The organism is Thermomonas sp. HDW16, from assembly GCF_011302915.1.
Classification (GTDB): domain Bacteria; phylum Pseudomonadota; class Gammaproteobacteria; order Xanthomonadales; family Xanthomonadaceae; genus Thermomonas.
This window is the reverse complement of the sequence record NZ_CP049872.1, coordinates 691,710-708,731: the sequence shown is the minus strand read 5'-3', so window position 1 is coordinate 708,731 and position 17,022 is coordinate 691,710. Positions and strand designations below refer to the sequence as shown.

At 63.3% G+C, this 17,022-nt stretch carries 15 protein-coding genes; 5 read left to right on the top strand and 10 right to left on the bottom strand.

The window, feature by feature from the left end; translation table 11 throughout:
* Positions 1-9 precede the first annotated feature (9 nt).
* Positions 10-438, top strand: a complete 429-nt coding sequence (locus G7079_RS03120; protein ID WP_166055469.1) for a type II toxin-antitoxin system death-on-curing family toxin — start codon at positions 10-12, stop codon at positions 436-438.
* A 79-nt stretch (positions 439-517) separates the two neighbouring features.
* On the opposite strand, the gene G7079_RS03115 is transcribed toward G7079_RS03120, so the two are convergent.
* The 6 genes from G7079_RS03115 to G7079_RS03090 all read right to left on the bottom strand — a co-directional run bounded on the left by G7079_RS03115 (position 518) and on the right by G7079_RS03090 (position 7,240).
* The gene (locus G7079_RS03115) at positions 518-1,387 is read right to left on the bottom strand and encodes a pseudouridine synthase (protein ID WP_166055467.1); all 870 of its coding nucleotides are present in this window, start codon (positions 1,385-1,387) and stop codon (positions 518-520) included.
* Between the two features lie 30 nt (positions 1,388-1,417).
* On the bottom strand, positions 1,418-2,062 hold the full coding sequence (locus G7079_RS03110) for a cold shock and DUF1294 domain-containing protein (protein WP_166055465.1): 645 nt from the start codon (positions 2,060-2,062) through the stop codon (positions 1,418-1,420).
* Positions 2,063-2,087: 25 nt separating this feature from the next.
* A complete protein-coding gene (locus tag G7079_RS03105; RefSeq protein ID WP_166055463.1) occupies positions 2,088-2,438 on the bottom strand; it encodes a DUF2200 domain-containing protein in 351 nt (116 codons plus the stop codon).
* A gap of 54 nt (positions 2,439-2,492) precedes the next feature.
* Positions 2,493-3,443, bottom strand: coding sequence for a toll/interleukin-1 receptor domain-containing protein (locus G7079_RS03100; protein ID WP_166055461.1), 951 nt, complete (start codon positions 3,441-3,443; stop codon positions 2,493-2,495).
* 105 nt (positions 3,444-3,548) lie between these two features.
* Positions 3,549-4,439 carry a nuclease-related domain-containing protein gene (locus G7079_RS03095; protein ID WP_166055459.1) on the bottom strand — a complete coding sequence of 297 codons (891 nt, stop codon included), beginning with the start codon at positions 4,437-4,439 and terminating at the stop codon, positions 3,549-3,551.
* Positions 4,440-4,462: 23 nt separating this feature from the next.
* Positions 4,463-7,240, bottom strand: a complete 2,778-nt coding sequence (locus G7079_RS03090) for a class I SAM-dependent DNA methyltransferase (RefSeq protein WP_166055457.1) — start codon at positions 7,238-7,240, stop codon at positions 4,463-4,465.
* Positions 7,241-7,335: 95 nt separating this feature from the next.
* On the opposite strand from G7079_RS03090, the gene G7079_RS03085 reads away from it, so the two are divergent.
* On the top strand, positions 7,336-9,234 hold the full coding sequence (locus tag G7079_RS03085) for an MFS transporter (protein ID WP_166055455.1): 1,899 nt from the start codon (positions 7,336-7,338) through the stop codon (positions 9,232-9,234).
* Here the strand turns inward: G7079_RS03085 and G7079_RS03080 are convergent.
* The 4 genes from G7079_RS03080 to G7079_RS03065 are packed head-to-tail and all read right to left on the bottom strand — an operon-like array spanning position 9,231 to position 12,157.
* On the bottom strand, positions 9,231-10,133 hold the full coding sequence (locus G7079_RS03080) for a cobalamin biosynthesis protein (protein WP_166055453.1): 903 nt from the start codon (positions 10,131-10,133) through the stop codon (positions 9,231-9,233). The two genes, G7079_RS03085 and G7079_RS03080, sit on opposite strands and share 4 nt — an antisense overlap.
* 25 nt (positions 10,134-10,158) lie before the next feature.
* Positions 10,159-11,085 (bottom strand): NAD(+) diphosphatase, encoded by a 927-nt coding sequence (gene nudC, locus G7079_RS03075; protein ID WP_166055451.1) that lies wholly within the window; start codon positions 11,083-11,085, stop codon positions 10,159-10,161.
* Positions 11,082-11,453 (bottom strand): iron-sulfur cluster insertion protein ErpA, encoded by a 372-nt coding sequence (erpA, locus tag G7079_RS03070; protein ID WP_166055449.1) that lies wholly within the window; start codon positions 11,451-11,453, stop codon positions 11,082-11,084. Before erpA ends, nudC begins: the two co-directional genes overlap by 4 nt.
* A gap of 50 nt (positions 11,454-11,503) precedes the next feature.
* Positions 11,504-12,157: a DUF6776 family protein gene (locus tag G7079_RS03065; protein ID WP_166055447.1), complete on the bottom strand. Its 654-nt coding sequence runs from the start codon at positions 12,155-12,157 to the stop codon at positions 11,504-11,506.
* A 147-nt stretch (positions 12,158-12,304) separates the two neighbouring features.
* Here G7079_RS03065 and G7079_RS03060 point away from each other — a divergent pair, with 147 nt between their 5' ends.
* The 3 genes from G7079_RS03060 to G7079_RS03050 all read left to right on the top strand — a co-directional run bounded on the left by G7079_RS03060 (position 12,305) and on the right by G7079_RS03050 (position 17,022).
* A complete protein-coding gene (locus tag G7079_RS03060; RefSeq protein WP_166055445.1) occupies positions 12,305-12,886 on the top strand; it encodes a DUF4126 domain-containing protein in 582 nt (193 codons plus the stop codon).
* Positions 12,887-13,078: 192 nt separating this feature from the next.
* Positions 13,079-14,758: an EAL domain-containing response regulator gene (locus G7079_RS03055; protein WP_166055443.1), complete on the top strand. Its 1,680-nt coding sequence runs from the start codon at positions 13,079-13,081 to the stop codon at positions 14,756-14,758.
* Positions 14,755-17,022, top strand: a complete 2,268-nt coding sequence (locus tag G7079_RS03050) for an ATP-binding protein (protein WP_166055441.1) — start codon at positions 14,755-14,757, stop codon at positions 17,020-17,022. The genes G7079_RS03055 and G7079_RS03050 overlap by 4 nt, the downstream gene beginning before the upstream one ends.

Genomic DNA, 17,022 nt, shown 5'->3' with positions numbered 1-17,022 from the left:
CGCGCCGCGATGATCGTCTGGATCGACCGCACGTTGGCGCTGGCCATCCACGAACGACAACTGGCCGAACACGGCGGCAGCAGCGGCGTGCGCGATGAAGGCTTGCTGGAATCTGCATTGGCGAAGCCGCAGCAGTTGCATGCCTATGGCGACCCGCCGCCGGACATCGCGGCACTCGCAGCCAGCCTGGCCTTCGGCTTGGCCCGCAATCATCCTTTCGTAGACGGCAACAAGCGCACCGCACACGTCGCCTATCGCGTGTTCCTTGCACTCAACGATGTCGAACTCGATGCCAGCGGCGAAGAAAAATACCTGCACATGCTGTCACTCGCCGATGGCAGCCTGACCGAAACCGAATTCGCCGATTGGTTGCGCCCGCGCGTGCGCGTGCAGGCGAAGCACAAGGTCAATGAGGGCAAGGCGCGGTATCGGCGGTAGTCAGCCCTGCGTAACGGGGAACAGTGCAGGTGGGCACGGGATCAATACGGGCGAACAAACTGCGCCGACGCCTTGGGTTTCAGATCGACAATACCTGCCCGCTTTCAAACCCGCGCTCCCTGCCGTCCAGCGGATCGATGAAGTGCAGTGACTTGGCCAGCAACTGCAATGGCCGGCTGAAATCCCCGGGCGCGTGCGGACGCAAGGCCGGGTAAAGACCGTCATTGGCGATCGGCGCGCCCAGCGCCGCCATGTGCACGCGCAACTGATGCTTGCGGCCAGTCACCGGCTGCAGGGCGTAACGCCACGCATCGACGCCACGTTCGATCACCTCGATGCGGGTGTGGCTATTGGCATCGCCATCCGCTTCGCACATGCGGAAGAACGGCTCGCCCGCACGCAGGTGCGAGCTGTGCATGTGCGGCATCGACAGCGCCGGCAAGGGTGGCGCGATGGCTTCGTAGAATTTCCGGATCAGGCGTTTGCGGAACAAGTCCTGATAGGCCCTGCGTGTTGTTTCATTGGCCGAGAACAGCACCAGCCCCGCCGTCTCCCGATCGATGCGGTGCAGCGGCACCAGATCGGCATTGCCCAGCTGCGCCTGCAAGCGCGACAGCAAGGTCTCGCGAACAAAGCGCCCCGCTGGCATCACTGGCAGGAAGTGCGGTTTGTCCGCCACCAGCAGGTGTGCATCGGCAAACACGATGCGTGCCTCGAAAGGAATGCGCGGCTCATCAAACACCTCGCGGAAGTAGCGCACTTCCATGCCCACCCGATACGGTGTGTCGACACCAAGCGCTAACCCACTCGCATCCTGCACGCGTCCACGCGAAAAGCGATCCAGCCATGTGTCCCGTGGAATCTGCGGAAAGCGGGCGCAAAGCCCGTCGAGCACCGTGGCCCATTCGCCGGGCGGTAGCTGCAGGCGGCTGGCAACAGGAAACTTCACTCCGACCCCTTCTCCTCTTTTCCCTCAGCACTAACCCAGCAACCACTCCGTCCACGTCGCCGCAATCCCGCTGCGCCACAACACAGCGTATGCCAACAAGTTCAACACCACCGTGATCCAGAACGCACGCTGGAACGACGCCTTGACTGTCTTGTGCCGCGCCACGTGCTGCGCGATCAGGCCACCTGGCCATCCACCCAGCAGGTCCAGCAGATGCAAGGTGTTTTCGGGGATGCGCTGCCACCGCGCCCTGCCTGCCACTTCCTTGTCGAACGCATACATCAGGTACGACGCCACGCTCATCAGCAGGTAGGCCAACGCCAGTGTCGCGGGCATGATGCCCAACACCGCCAGCGCGATTACGACCAGCAGGAACGTGATCGCGATGGTCAGCCGCGGAGTGCGCATCGGCGTTGTGCGTGTCTTCGGCGTGCGCCGCAGCGCCGCTGCAGGCGTCAGGATGCGCTGCCCGGCGAACCGCACGTTGATGGCATTCAAGCGCCCCTTCGCATCGGTTTCGGTGTCGTAGGAAATCAGGTCGCCCACCACCGGACGTCGCGCGGAGACCTGGAACGCCTTGACGTGCACGAACGCACGCGCGCCACCGCCATTCGGGGTCACGAACCCGAAACCCTTGTCGTCGTTCCATTGGCCGATGCGGCCCGCCTGTCTCATCCCGCCTCCTTGCATGCGACCGCCATCACCCGCGCAAGATCTTCTCCATCGGCTTGCCCTTGGCCAGTTCATCGACCAGCTTGTCCAGCCGGCGGATCTGGCGCATCAGCGGATGCTCAACGTCTTCCACCCGCACCCCGCAGACCATCCCGGTGATCAGCGCCGCGTTCGGATTGTACTTGGGCGCCTTGCCATAGAAGGTCTCGAGGTCGGCGTCGCCTTCGTTCTGCTTGCGCAGCCCGGCTGCGGTGTAACCGGTCAACCAGCGGATGACCTGGTCCAGCTCCGACTGCGTGCGGCCCTTGGCCTCGGCCTTCTTCAGGTACATCGGGTACAGGTTGGCCCATTGGATGGCGAAGATTTTTTCGAGGCGCATGCGTGACTCGCTACTGGACAGGAAACGGCGAAACTTTACGCTGCCGCCATTGCGCTAATGGTGCTGAAGCGGCGCGATAAGCATGGACCAGAAATACTCGGCGGCACCCTCATGGCTGAGCTGCTGATCGCGGTGGTTGCCCATCATGGACATACCCATGCAGCGCAAGAACTGATGTTGATCGTCGCATTCAACGGACAACATCTCGTTCCAGCTGTTACCGGATCCGCCTACGTCACTCGAGTAGCTTATGCCTTTCCCGAAAGGGCCGCCCAAGCGAATGGTGCATTGACTGCGCGCTTTGCCAGACTCGTAGATCACCGCACTGAAGTGATTGGCATCGATCCTCTTGAAACGGCCTTCGATTGAGGCGTTACGCTCGCAAAGCTCGGCAAGTAAGTTCTCGAAGAAGCGTCCCATAAACTCGAACGCATCTTCGATGAACTGGTCGCGGTCTGCGTCGCTGAATTGCTTGCGCAGGCGCAGGTTGCTCGATCTGGGGCCGGCAATCGGCGGCTGGACCACCGCATGAGTTGCTGCAGGCAGTCCTTGGTCGAAAGCGACCGAACCGGGCGCGGGCAAGGCTGCACGAATCTGGCGGACAACATCCAGGAATGCCTCGTCCTCATCCGGCCAGCGTGTAATTGGCTTGCCGTCGGTGGGTGCCGCCAGCAACGAAGAAAAAGGCGAATGCTGCCAATCGCAGGGTTTCAGGATGACAGGGATCACGCGCGCGCTGCCTTCGGCGTGTCGCTGCAGGGCGCGCTGCATCTCGATGTCGTGGCAGTAATCGGACGCCAGGAAATCAGGACTGATCAACAGCAAGATGATGTCCGCACGTTCCAGGTGTTCGTCGATGCGCTGACTGAATGAATCGCCTGCCGTGATGCGCCGGTCATGCCAGGTGGCGATGGCACCGCTGCGCTTGAGCGACGCCAGGTGCACCTCCAACCGATCGCGCAGCGCCTCATCCTTGTGCGAGTAAGAAAAGAACAGACTGCTCATGCGGCTTCGTCCTGCGCATTCTCGGCCGCCCTGTCTTCGCCAAAGGTGCGCATAAGTGCGGCCTGGTTTTTCTGCTTAGCCAAGAATTTTTTCATGACATTTTTTTTACTGTTCGATTTCCGGATACTGCTTCTGCAACGCATTCACGATCCGGTTGCGTTGGGCGTCTGCCAGCAAAGGACGGTTGCCTGCATCGATGAACAGCGCCGTCATCTTCGGGTTAATGACCCGGACATCGCTTCGATACGCCTCTTTCCCGGATTGCACATACCATCCTGGCAAACAAACCACGGCGACCACGGGCACTGGCTCGCCTGTTTCGCCACGCAGGTAATCGGACAGCCAACTCGCCTGCGCACGCGCTTGTTCCAACGGCTTGGTTTCGCTCCAGCCCGGGAACTGTAGTGCCTTGCCGTCGTACGTCATGTTGGCGGAGGCCTTGCCCTGCCCCGGCTTGCGCCGTGATTTGGTTTCGACCATGAAGACAGCGTGCGGGCCAACCACGACATGGTCGATGTTGCAATCCTTCGCGGGGATGTCATGCAGCACGTAGCAATCCTGCGCTTGCAGACGGTCCAGCTGCTGCGCAGCGGCCATCTCCGCGCGCATGCCCTCCAGCCACTTCACACGATCCGTGCGCAAGCGAAGAATCCGCCATGCCAGCCACAACACCCAACACAGCGCACCGACCAACACCAGCCAATTGATCCAGTGGAATTGCAACTTGGACCAGTTCACGCGCGGAAGAAGGATGACCAGCATGACCATCGGGCCGATCAGCATGACCTGCATGAGTCGTTCCATCAGGTCGTCGCCAAGTGCATCGGCCTTCTTGCGTGCCTGCGAACCGGCTTGATGCAACAATTTCTCGTTGATCGGCGAGCGCCTCTCGCTGCGCTTGTCCGCCCGCTTCTGCAACAACACCGTTGCGACCACCAAACCCACGGGAATGAATATCAAGGCCAGCAGGATGATGGCGGGCAACAGGCTTTTCATGACAACGTCCATGTCGGAATCTCCTAACTACGTTTGCGCCCCTTCTTCGGCTTCGCCGCCGGCAACAGGCTGGTGAGGGCTTGGTAACGCTCGAACAGGAAGGCCACGCGCTCGGCGTCGGTGGTGAGTTTCGGCGGTTTGCGGCCGGCGGCTTTTTCGGCGGCGAGGTAGGCGGCGTCCACGGCTTTGTCGAGGGCGGCATGCGCCTTGACCAGGGCGGGCGGCATGGTCAGCGGGTCGTACAGATCAGCCAGCGTGGATTCCGGGAACTCGGCGCGGACATCCAGCACGGCTTGCGCGGCAGTTTCTATCGCAGTGCGATGTTTATCGTCGGGAATGTCCGGCCAGGGGAAGTTGTTGTAGACGATGCCGGCGGAATAGCGATAGTCACTTTTCAAGCGACCACAGACTGTGCGCACCCATGCCATGTGCATGGTCGAAAGTAGAACTCCGATCTCATAAAAGGCGCCGCCAGAGACAGTGAATAATTCGGTGCTTGCAATAACCTCTGGCGCCAAAAATCCCATCGGTACAAAGGCACGATTTTCCGAGGATGTTTTCGGAATTGCGATGTACCGAGTTTTTGGCTGACGAATTTCTCCGAACAACGATGGCGTCATCGCCAAGGTCTTCGTTGTCTCGCGCTTACTTTCCAAGCGATTTTTTCGCACAGAAGCGATACGTTCTGAAACATGCCGAAGTCCACGCAACTCAGCTGGTGAAATATCAACCAGCCACAGGCACCATCGCTTCAATCCGTTAATGAATTCCACCGAACCAAGGAACGGCCGCACCCAAGCGGCCGCTGCTGGCTCCAGTGCTAGCAAAGCTTTGCGCTCGTCTTCGTCGAGCAAAAGCATGCCTCCGTCGTTCGGCATGCTTCCGAACGCAATCTCGGGCACTGATGATATCGGCGCTGAACGCTTTGCAAGCAAGAGGTTCGCCGCATCAACAAGATACGGATTGATATTCACCGCATCGACTTCATGTGCTTCGCCCCGAATATCTTCGTAGTCGAACAAGCGCTTTGGCGCGATACTCGAGTTTGCGAAGCCGACAATCACGCAATGCACGGCGGCAACGCCACGCGCTTCGTTGTTCCACTGAAACGTGCGGTGAGCGAAGAAAATGTGCATCCCACGCTGCAGCATCTCGCCCCACAGCACGCCCACCTGTTCGCCCTGGGTGATGGAGTTGGTGGAAACGAAGGCCGCGCGGATCGGATGAGCGCCCATGTACTGCGCGGCCTTCAGGTACCACGCGCTGACGAAATCCAGCACGCCTGCGCCCTTCAGTGAACCGGCAATCGCGAGCAGATCGTCGCGCTGCTCGGCGGTCATCATCTTGGAGCCGATAAACGGCGGATTCCCCAGGATGTAACTCAACGTCTCCGCCGGCACCACATCGCTCCAATCGATCCGCAACGCATTGCCGTGGACGATCGTCGCAGACTTCTTCAGCGGCAGGCGCACCACGTTTTCGCCGAAGTGCTCGGACACGCGCAGGTTCATCTGGTGGTCCATCAGCCACATCGCCACCTGCGCGATCTGCGCCGGGAATTCCTCGATCTCGATGCCGTAGAACTGGTCGACATCGATGAACACATGGTCCTGCACCCGCACCAGCACCGATTGCTGGGTGGCGAACTGGCGCTTCAATACTTCCAATTCCAGTTCGCGCAGTTCGCGATAGGCGATCACCAGGAAGTTGCCGCAGCCGCAGGCCGGATCGAGGAATTTCAACATGGCCAGCTTGCGATGCAGCTGGGCCAGCTTTTTCTCGTCCTTGCCGGCCTTGTCCAGCTCCGCCTTCAAGCCGTCCAGGAACAGCGGGCCGATCAGCTTGAGGATGTTGGTCTCGCTGGTGTAGTGCGCGCCCAGGTTGCGGCGGGCCTTGCTGTCCATCACCGACTGGAACATGGAGCCGAAGATGGCCGGGCTGATCCGGCTCCAGTCCAGTGCGCTGGCATCCAGAAGCAGGCCGCGCATCTGCGCGTTGAAATCCGCCAGCGGCAGCATTTCCTCGAACAGCTTGCCGTTGACGTAAGGCAGCTCGGCCAGTTGTTCGTCCAGCGTCTTCTGGCGCTTGTCTTCCGGCGTGTTGAGCACCTGGAACAGGCGGCCGATCCACAGGCCCAGGTCCGCACCATCTTCCGAGGTGCGTTGCGCCACCAGTTCATGGAAGGCGTGGCGCGGGAAGATGCCGGTGTCGTCCGCGAACAGGCAAAACAGCAGGCGCACCAGCAGCAGTTCCAGCTGGTGGCCGTCGTAACCGGCGGCCTTCAGCGCATCGTGCAGCCTGCCCATGCGCTCGGCGGCCTGCACGTTGACCGGGTCTTGTTCCTTGTAGGTGCGGGTCTGGTAGCCGCTGATGAAGCCGAAGCGGCCGATGTGCTTGTGCAACTCGCGCAGTTCGAATTCGACCGGGGCGGCATCGCCTTCAAGGTCGTGCAGGCGGAAGCGCTGGAAATCGCTGACCAGCACGTAGCGCGGCAGTTCGGCATCGCCGATGCCTGCGAAGTAATCGGTGGCCTGTGCGTAGGCTGCATCCAGATCCACGCCCGCGCTCTTGTGCTCGGCCAGCATCACGCCGGGCCAGAACACGTCGATGCGGCCATGCGTGCTGCCGGTAAAGCGCGCGGCTTTCTGCTCGAACACGGCCACGCGGCGACGCTTGACACCGAACACATCGAAGAACCCGTTCCAGAAGCTTTGCGCTTCGGCGCGCTCGCTGGTTTCCCCGGCCCATTCCTTGGCGAATGCGCGTGCGCGCTCGCGGATTTCGTTGAGACTCAGTGGCATCCGTTGCCCTCCCTGCGCCGAGCATACCGAAAAGCGAAAAGGGGTCCGACATAGCCGGCCTCCGCTAGACTCCCCCCATCCATGCAGGGGGCCTCATGTCGTCCAACCAATTCCAGTTGCTCGGGCAGCGCCGGTTCCTGCCGTTCTTCGTGACCCAGTGCTTCGGGGCGTTCAACGACAACGTGTTCCGGCAAGCGATCATCGGCCTGCTGTTCTGGATGGATGCCAGCCCGTCGCAGCGCACGCTGTATGCCTCGCTGGCGCCGGCGATCTTCATCCTGCCGTACTTCCTGTTTTCGGCCACGGCTGGGCAGATCGCGGAGAAACTGGACAAGGACAGGCTGATCCGGATCACCACCACGATGGAGATCTTCATCATGTCGCTGGCGGCGCTGGCCTTCGTGCTGAAGGCGTTGCCGCTGTTGCTGGTGGCGCTGTTCCTGACCGGGGTGCAAAGCACGCTGTTCGGGCCAGTGAAATATTCGATCCTGCCGGCGGTGCTGCACCCGCGCGAATTGACCGGCGGCAACGGGCTGGTGGAGATGGGCACCTCGGTCAGCATCCTCACCGGCATGTTGTTCGGCGGCCTGATCTTCACCGTGGCTGGCAGCCATGGGCCGTATGCGGCGGGCGCGGCGGTGATCGCGCTTGCGGTGTGCGGCAACATCGCCAGCCGGATGATCCCGCCGGTGGCGGCCTCGATGCCGGAGTTGCGGATCAACTGGAATCCGCTGACCGAATCGCGCGATGTGCTGCGGCTGGCGCGCAAGCAGCTGGCGGTGCGCAATGCAGTGCTTGGGGTGAGCTGGTTCTGGTTCGTGGGCACGGTGTTCGCCACCCAGCTACCGGACTACGCGCCCTTGAACCTCGGCGGCAGCAACACGCTGTACGTATTCGTGCTGGCGCTGTTCTCGATCGGCACCGGGGTCGGCTCGATGCTGTGCGAAAAGCTGTCCGCGCGCACGGTGGAGATCGGGCTGGTGCCACTAGGTGCGTTCGGCATGAGTGCGTTCCTGTTCGACCTGTTCTTCGCGCGCAGCGGTGCGGCTACCGTGACTGGGCTCGACGTCGCCGGCTTCATGGCGCAGCCCGGCAGCTGGCGGATCGTGATCGACTTGGTCGGCATCGGCCTGTTCAGCGGTTTCTTCGTGGTGCCGTTGTTCTCGCTGATCCAGAGCCGCACGCCGAAGACCGAACTGTCGCGGGTGATCGGCGCGCTGAACATCCAGAACTCGGGTTTCGTGGTGGCGGCCTCGCTGCTGTGCCTCGCCCTGCGCACCTGGGCCGGCTGGAGCATCCCGCAACTGTTCCTGGCGTTGGCGATCGCCAACACATTGGTGGCGATCTGGATCTTCACCATCGTCCCCGAATTCCTGATGCGCTTCCTCAGCTGGCTGCTGGTGCGCACGCTTTACCGGCTGCGCACGCGCGGCATCGACGAGATCCCGGACGAAGGTGCGGCGCTGATCGTCTGCAACCACGTCAGCTACATGGACGCGCTGATCCTGTCCGCATCGATCCCGAGGCCGGCGCGCTTCGTCATGTACTACCGGATCTTCAACATCCCGGTGATGCGCTGGATCTTCAAGACGGCGAAGGCGATCCCGATTGCCGGCGCGAAGGAAAATCCAGAACTGATGCAGCGCGCATTCGACGAAGTGGATGCCGCATTGGCCGACGGCGAACTGGTCTGCATCTTCCCGGAAGGCGCGTTGACGAAGGACGGCAACATCGCGCCGTTCAAATCCGGCGTCGAAAAAATCCTTGAGCGTCGCCCGGTGCCGGTGGTGCCGATGGCGCTGAAGAACATGTGGGGCAGCATGTGGAGCCGCCGCGCCAATGCGAAGGAAGGCGAGCTGCTGGATCGCATGCGCGTGCCGCGCCGGTTGCGCGCGCATGTGGACGTGGTGGCGGGCGCACCGATGGATGGCGCGGTGGCGACGGCCGAACTGCTTGAGGCGAAGGTGCGCGAATTGCGCGGGGATGCGGCCTAACTGATCCAGCCCGCGATCACGAACAGCGCGATCACCGCCAGCCACAGCACCAGGATGCGCCAGGCCAGGCTCATCGCATCACGCAGTTCCGGCAGTTCGCCGAAGACTTCGGCCAATGCGGTGGATGCCGATACGCCGGACTCGGTGTAGTCCGCCACTTCCTCGGCGATCTCGCTGCGCACGCTGGCGCGGGCGGCGGTGTTGAGCAGGTTGCCATGCAAGCCGAACGCGCCTTCCTCGCGCCATGCCGCCATCACGCTGTCGAAGTTGCCGACCAGGGCCAGCGCTAGCGTCATCAGCTGCGCCACCGGCCATTCCAGGATGGCGAGCCAGGTTTTCGCGCCGCTCGCGGTTTCGTGCGCGAGTTGCGCGTGTTCGCGTTCCACCGCGAGCACGCTCAGGCGATACAGCACCGCGCCGAACGGGCCGAGCAGGCAGAACCAGAACAGCACGCCGAACCAGCGGCGCAGCGCGTTGCGGAACACGGCTTCGACCAGCGATGCGCCATCGAGCTTGGCGGGCTCGCCTTCCGGCCACAGGCGCTCGGCGGCGCTGCGGCGCGATGCGGCATCCGGCGCGTCGAGCACGGCGGCGACATCGAGATCAAGATCACGCGGGCCCCAGCAGTAGAACAACACGGCGATGTCGAACAGCAGGCCGACGAAGCCCCACAGCGGCTGGTCGAGTGCGAGCTGGAACAGGCCGACCACCAGCAGCGGCACCACCAAGGCCAGCGCGATGCCGTACGCGCCACGCCAGATGCTGCCTTCGGGGAATTGCGCGTTGAGCCAACGCAGCCAGCCGCCGAACCAGCCGTACTGGCGCACGCCGGAGGCGGCGTCCGGCGCAAGGTGACCGATGGCGAGTGCGACGATGACGGCAAGCAGGGTGGCGGCCATGCCACGAGTTTACTTGCTGGCGCGTTCAGTTGTCGGCGCGGGCTGCGTCTTGCTCGGCCAGCCACGCACGGATCACATGCCGCGCGATGGAAATGGGTGAGGAAAGCACGATGCCCTCGCCTTCCGCATCAGCCTTCGCCCAATCGTTCTGCAGACCGGCGCGCACTTCATCGACGGTGAACCAGCGCGCGTCTTCCAACTCGTCATTGGCGACCGGCGTGTCCGCTTCCGCTTCGGCGATGAAGCCCAGCATCAGCGAACCGGGAAATGGCCACGGCTGCGAGGCCAGGTAACGCGCAGTACCGGCACGCACGCGCACGCCGGTTTCCTCCAGCACTTCGCGGGCAACGGTCTGTTCCAGGGTTTCGCCGGGCTCGACGAAGCCGGCCACTACCGACCAGCGTCGCGGCGGCCAGCCGGCCTGTCGACCCAGTAGCAGGCGATCGCCGTTGCCGACCGCGACGATCACCGCCTGATCGGTGCGCGGGTAGTGCTCGCTATTGCATGCGGTGCACACGCCGAGCCAACCGGCGCGACGGAATTCGATCGCCGCACCACACACGCCGCAATGGCGATGCCGCTGGTGCCAGTGCTGCAGCGCGCGTGCCTGCGCGAACACACTGGCCTGCCACGCCGGCCAGTAGGTGGCGGCACTGCGCAAGTCGACGCGATTGGGGGCTTCGATGGCGAGTGTTGCGGCATCGGCGAAGAACCAGGCTTTACCATCGCGCAGGCCAAGAAACGTCGTGGTGCCGGGGCCACCGCCGAGTTCAGCACCGCGCATGACGCGCAACGCCTTGCCTTCATCGGCGAAGGCGCGGCCATCGGCATCCAGCACGATCACGCCGGCCTGCGACCACAGCGCGCTCAGCGCATTGGAGTCGCCACGCAGGTGATCGGCGCGATCCAGCGCGCCATCGACGAAGGCAAAGGGCGAGCCGCGCTCGCTCACATCGTGAACGACGAACCGCAGCCGCAGGTGGTCTTGGCGTTCGGATTGCGGATCACGAACTGCGCGCCACTCAGCGATTCGCTGTAGTCCACCACCGCGCCGGCCAGGTATTGCAGGCTGAGCGGATCCACCAACAGGCTCACGCCGTCGGTGACGATGGCGAAATCGTCCTCGCCCTGGTTCTCGTCGAACTCGAACCCGTACTGGAACCCGGAGCAACCACCGCCCTGGATGTACACGCGCAGCTTGAGTTCCGCATTGCCTTCCTCGGCGATCAGTTCGCGCACCTTGGCTGCCGCCGCGGCGGTGAAATCCATTGGCGGGGGCGGGGCGGCGTGGGTGACGGTGTCGAGCGTGACGATATCCATGTGCACAGAATGGGGCGCAGACGCGCGCCGTTCAACCGCATGGGCGGAAATCAGCGGTTTGCGGGTGCGCCAACGGTGGCATCGCCCCAGGTAAAGCTCTGCTCCATCGGGCTACCTGCGGCGGGCACCAGCCGCGCGATCACCCGCACCGGTTTCACCCCGACGGGCAGTACCAGATCGCCTTCGATCTGCTGGAAATACTTGAAGGAATATTCGATGCCGGGGGCGTTCGGCTGCTGGCGCAACTCGCCCCAGCCAAGCTTCTGCATGCGCCCGCCGTTGCTGGCTTCCACCATGAGCAGCAGGCGGCCGCGGTTGACCGCACCGCGGTTGAGGTTCTGGGTCAGGGTGGCGACGAAGTGCCAGAGCTGCGGGTCGCGCTGCGGCTGGAGCTTCAATTCGTGCACGGACAGGCCGTGGCGCTGCGCAGTGGAACCCACGAATCGCTCGTAGAAAGCAATGTCCGCGCGCAGGCTGGCGATTTCCTCGTCACGCTCGGCCAGGGTGCCCTGCAGATCGGTATTGGCCTGGCGGCTGATCTGGTCCGAACGCTTCAGCGTGGCGACCTCCTGCTCCAGGATGTCGATGCGCGAAGCCTGCGTGCGCAACGTGTCGCGGGCGTTGGCCGGCTGCGGCCCGAACGCGCGCCAAAGGCCCCAGCCGCCGAAGGCCAGCGCGGCCAGCACAAGTAAGGCGAATGCCATCCGCGGATGGCCGCTGCCGGCGGCCCGACGGGGTGGTGTGAAAAACTGCATGGCGCGATATCGCATCGGTTTTAAGCATCCGTCAAGCCGCACTGCCGTATAGACTCGGGCCATGACGCCATTTCGGGGCGTTCGGGGAGCACTGCAATGGACCAAGCCCACCTGTTCGCCATTGGCGTGCTGCTGGCCTGGCTGGCCGGCATCCGGGTGTACCTGACCGTGTTCGGCGTAGGCCTGGCCGGTTATTTCGGTTGGCTACACCTGCCGGAAGCGATGCAGGCCGCGCAATCACCGTGGGTGCTGGGCACGTCCGGTGCACTAGCGGCGGCGGAATTCTTTGCCGACAAGATCCCGGGCGTGGATTCGGTCTGGGATCTGCTGCATACCCTGTTGCGGGTGCCGGCGGGTGCCTTCCTGGCAGCGGCGGCAATGTCGCCCAACGGCGAGTTGGGTGCCGGCATGCTGGCCACTGGTGCGGGCGTGGCCCTGACCAGCCACCTGATCAAGACCGGTTCACGCGCCCTGCTCAACACCTCGCCCGAGCCGGTCAGCAACTGGACGGCCTCCGTAACCGAGGATGCCGTCGTCGTTGGCGGCTTGGCATTGGCCTTCAGCCATCCGTGGCTGGCGTTGGCGATCGTGGTCAGCATCAGCCTGCTGTTCGCGCTGTTTGTGTGGTGGATCTGGCGCAAGGTGTTCGGTCGCGCGCCGAAGCCGCAACCGGGCTGACGCCCCGCCATGGCCTCCCGTCCCCGCGTTTTGCGTTAGGCCCTGATACGGGCGCGTGTTGCGTGATGCCCGACAGGGGGCAGCATGACGGATCCATCCAGCACGACCGAAATACCGCCCTCTTCGCAAGCCAAGGGTTCCATCGGCGCGATCTCAAGGCAAAATGCAGGGACATCCCCCGCCTTGCCACCAATGTCCATTTCGCTCAGCGAGACGCCGTATCGCATTCTGGTCGTTGAAGACGACCGCAGCCAGGCCCTGTTTGCAGAGGCCATCCTGCGTGGCGCCGGCATGCAAGCCGAGGTCGTTGCCGTGCCGGAACAGGTGATGGCCGCCGTGGAGCACTTCGAGCCCGACCTGGTGCTGATGGATCTGCATATGCCGGGCACCAGCGGCACTGCCCTGACCTTGCAGATCCGCGAACACCCGCGTTTCTCGCAATTACCGGTGGTGTTCCTGACCGGCGACCAGGATCCGGAAAGGCAAATGGAGGTGTTGGAGCACGGCGCGGACGATTTCATCCTGAAACCGGTTCGGCCACGCCACCTGATTGCGGCGGTAAAAAGCCGCGTGCACCGCGCGCGACTTGCACAGAGCAGGCAAGCGGTCACCACCGAGCCGGAACGTCATCCGATCACCGGCCTCTTTACTCGCCCGGCGTTGATGAAAAAGCTTGCCGAACTGCTCCCCCAACGCACCGGCGGTGTATTGATGCTGGAGGCCGGCAACGCCATCGCATTGCGCAATCGCTTCGGCTATGCCGAATTCGAGCAACTGATGAGCGATGCCGGACGCTTCCTGGGCGACCTGGCGCAATCGCATGCTGCAGCACGTCTCAGCGACAATGCCTTCCTGGTGATCGCGTCCGATCCGGGCGGCATTCCACTCGACGCCCTGGCACGCAACCTGCGCGATGGCATGGGTTATCACGACTTCCAAGTGGGCGACGAGACCATCCGACTGCGCACGACGGTCGGCTATGCGGATCTGACGCATGGCTTTAGCGACGCAGGCGCCACACTGGCGTCCGCCGAGGAAGGCGCGCGGCTCGCTCGAACCGATGCTGCCGGCATCGGCGCCTATGTCCCGCCGAGCGCATCCGCCGCGGATGCCGCCGACGGCCTGCTCGATGAAATCCGTATCGCGCTCGAGAACGACGGCCTGCAATTGGCATTCCAACCGGTGGTCGCAGTGGCGGGGGGCGAAGAAGCGCAATTCCAGGTACTCCTGCGTATGCGCGACAGCACCGGCAACGAGCACAGCGCCGGCGAGATCCTGCCTCTTGCCGATTCCGCCAACCTGGTTCCCCAGCTTGACCGCTGGGTGATTCAGCAGGCCTTGTCCTTGCTGCAGAAACGACGCGCGGAGAGCCGTCCGATTCGCCTGTTCGTCTCGCAGTCGCCACGCACGCTTGCACAAGACGACTATGCAAGCTGGCTTGCGCAGGAACTGGAAGCGGCCAGCATCGACGGCCCGTCGCTCGTGATCGACATGCGCCTGGAAGATGCACTGGTGCACTCGATGCTGCTGCGCCAGTTCTGCGAAGAATTGGTCCCCGTCGGCGTGCAGTTCTGTCTCAGTCAATACCGGCACAACGGGGATGCCGAGCAGTTGCTGCAACAACTGCCGCTTGGCTACCTGCGCTTGTCCGCGGAGTACGCACGCCAACCGCTGCCGCCGAACTTGCGCGACGAAATGCGCGAAGCGATCGACCGCGCGCATCGCCTCGGCTTGCAAGTCATTGGACAGGCAGTGGAAGACCCGCAAGCTGCGGCGGCATTGTGGATGGGCGGCATCGACTTCATCCAGGGCAACCTGGTGCAGCGCGTCGAACACGAACTCAATTTCGATTTCCAGCACGCAACCCTATGAACGACGGCGTTGATCGCGGCTCCAACCTGCTGACCGTACGATGGTTGGCACTGGGTGCCGCCGCAGGCGTGGCTCTGACGTTGGCATTGGATCAATTCGATGTGCGGGGCCCTTGGCAAGGCATGGCACTCGCACTCGCACTGTTGGCATTGTTTGCAACCACCACCATGGCATTGACTGCCAGCAAGAATGAAGCCCTGCTGCGCGAGCAAAACGAACGCAGCCGTCGTGGCGAAGCCGAAGTCAACGCCTTGCAACTCGAAATCAACCGCCATACCCAGCTTGAGGACGACCTCACCCGCGCCAAGCAGGCCGCCGAAGCCGCGGTCATGGCGAAGGGCGAGTTCCTGGCCACCATGAGCCATGAGATCCGCACACCGCTCAACGGCATCGTGCCGATGCTCGACCTGCTGATGCACTCGAGAATGCCGCTCGACCAGATGGAATTGGTGCGCACCGCATTCACGTCCTCGCACCAGATGCTGCGCATCGTCGACGACATCCTCGATTACTCAAAGCTCGAAGCCGACAAGCTGCAACTGGAGACCACGGGTTTCAACCTGCGCGAATTGCTGGAAAGCGTGATCACGCTGATGGAGCGCCCGGCCGAGTCCAAGGGACTGCGCCTGCAGCTGAATATCGAACAAAGCGTGCGCCTGCCCGTGCGCGGCGACCCGGTGCGCTTGCGGCAGGTGCTCAGCAACCTGATCAGCAACGCGGTGAAGTTCACCGAACGCGGCAACGTCGCATTGAACGTGAAGCGCATGCGCGAAACCGCGGCCCAGCACCAGTTGCGCTTCGAAGTCCGCGATACCGGCATCGGCATTTCCAAGTCCGCGCAGGATCGGCTGTTCCAGGCCTTCAGCCAAGCCGACGCCTCGACGACGCGACTGTATGGCGGTACCGGGCTTGGGCTTGCGATCTGCCAGCGCATCGTCACCTTGATGGGTGGCAACATCGGCGTGGATTCCGAGCAAGGCCAGGGGTCGACCTTCTGGTTCGAGATCCCTTTGCTCAAGGTCCAGGGTGACATGCCTGCGCGCGAAGCGGATCTCACCGGTGCTCGTGTCCTGCTGATCACCGCTGATGGCCGGCTGCGCCAACGCCTGGCCATGCTGCTGCCGAACTGGGGCATGCGCCTGACTACCGCGGAAAATACCCATGATGCGTTGGAGCGGCTGCGCCAAGCGGCCTCGCAAGGCGACCCCTGGACTTATTCGGTCGTACTCGGCGACCTTGGTACCATTCGCAGCACCGCACTCTCTCTGGCGCGCAATCTGGAGCGCACGGCTCTCTACGGCAAAGTCAGGTTGCTCTACCTTCGCGGCGACGAGACGACCTCCGTCGACTTGCCTTCCGGGGCCAGTGTGATCCCGCGCGGCGCACCCGATCCGGATTTGCGGGCAGCGCTCTCGGGTGCACAGACCACACATATCGATCCCTTCGCCCATCGCAATTCATTGCCCGCAGGCAGCAACATGACGCAACAGGCCACGCCACGCATCCTGCTGGTGGAGGACAACCCGGTGAACCTGATGGTGGCGCAACGCCTCCTGCAGGTCATCGGCATGGATTGCGAAACAGCAGGCAACGGGCAGGTGGCGCTTGAGAAGCTGCAGGCATCCGCCTACGACCTGGTGCTGATGGACTGCCAGATGCCGGTACTGGATGGCTATGCCGCGACGCGACGCTGGCGCGAGCACGAACACAATAGCGGGGCCGAACAACGCATTCCGATCATTGCGATGACCGCGAATGCGATGGCCGGCGATCGGCAGAAATGCCTGGACGCAGGGATGGACGACTACCTCGCCAAGCCTGTCACCCGCGCCGAACTCGAGCGCTGCATCAGCCGGTGGCGTGGAGTGAAGCTGGCGGTCGAGCCGATCACCGGCGACCACCCGGCGCAACAACCCGGGCAGCCGCAGGTACTCAACGAAAATGTGCTCAACGACCTGCGCGAAGTACTCGGCGGCGAGGTCGACAAGATCATTGCGCTCTACCTGGAAGATGCCCCGCGCCTGATCGCGCAACTCGAGCGCGCCGCGGTCAGTGGCGACCCGATCGCGCTGCGCGTGGCGGCGCATACCTTGAAGTCGTCCAGCGCGAACGTGGGCGCGACCACCCTGTCCGATGCCGCGCGCGACCTCGAGCATGGCGCGCGCGACGGTACCTTGGCCCAACCTGCGAATGCGGTGGCGCGCATCGTCGGCGAGTTCGCCCAGGTGCGTGCCGCCCTGCAGGCGAAGCTGCAAGGCGGCTGA

Excerpts from the sequence above, each read along its gene's own strand:
- G7079_RS03120 (WP_166055469.1), top strand. The coding sequence starts at position 10 with ATGATCGTCTGGATCGACCGCACGTTGGCGCTGGCCATCCACGAACGA.
- G7079_RS03095 (WP_166055459.1), bottom strand. The coding sequence starts at position 4,439 with ATGAAAAGCCTGTTGCCCGCCATCATCCTGCTGGCCTTGATATTCATT.
- G7079_RS03080 (WP_166055453.1), bottom strand. The coding sequence starts at position 10,133 with ATGGCCGCCACCCTGCTTGCCGTCATCGTCGCACTCGCCATCGGTCAC.
- G7079_RS03060 (WP_166055445.1), top strand. The coding sequence starts at position 12,305 with ATGGACCAAGCCCACCTGTTCGCCATTGGCGTGCTGCTGGCCTGGCTG.
- G7079_RS03055 (WP_166055443.1), top strand. The coding sequence starts at position 13,079 with ATGTCCATTTCGCTCAGCGAGACGCCGTATCGCATTCTGGTCGTTGAA.
- G7079_RS03085 (WP_166055455.1), top strand. The coding sequence starts at position 7,336 with ATGTCGTCCAACCAATTCCAGTTGCTCGGGCAGCGCCGGTTCCTGCCG.
- G7079_RS03110 (WP_166055465.1), bottom strand. The coding sequence starts at position 2,062 with ATGAGACAGGCGGGCCGCATCGGCCAATGGAACGACGACAAGGGTTTC.
- G7079_RS03090 (WP_166055457.1), bottom strand. The coding sequence starts at position 7,240 with ATGCCACTGAGTCTCAACGAAATCCGCGAGCGCGCACGCGCATTCGCC.
- G7079_RS03065 (WP_166055447.1), bottom strand. The coding sequence starts at position 12,157 with ATGGCATTCGCCTTACTTGTGCTGGCCGCGCTGGCCTTCGGCGGCTGG.
- G7079_RS03050 (WP_166055441.1), top strand. The coding sequence starts at position 14,755 with ATGAACGACGGCGTTGATCGCGGCTCCAACCTGCTGACCGTACGATGG.
- G7079_RS03105 (WP_166055463.1), bottom strand. The coding sequence starts at position 2,438 with ATGCGCCTCGAAAAAATCTTCGCCATCCAATGGGCCAACCTGTACCCG.
- G7079_RS03100 (WP_166055461.1), bottom strand. The coding sequence starts at position 3,443 with ATGAGCAGTCTGTTCTTTTCTTACTCGCACAAGGATGAGGCGCTGCGC.
- erpA (WP_166055449.1), bottom strand. The coding sequence starts at position 11,453 with ATGGATATCGTCACGCTCGACACCGTCACCCACGCCGCCCCGCCCCCG.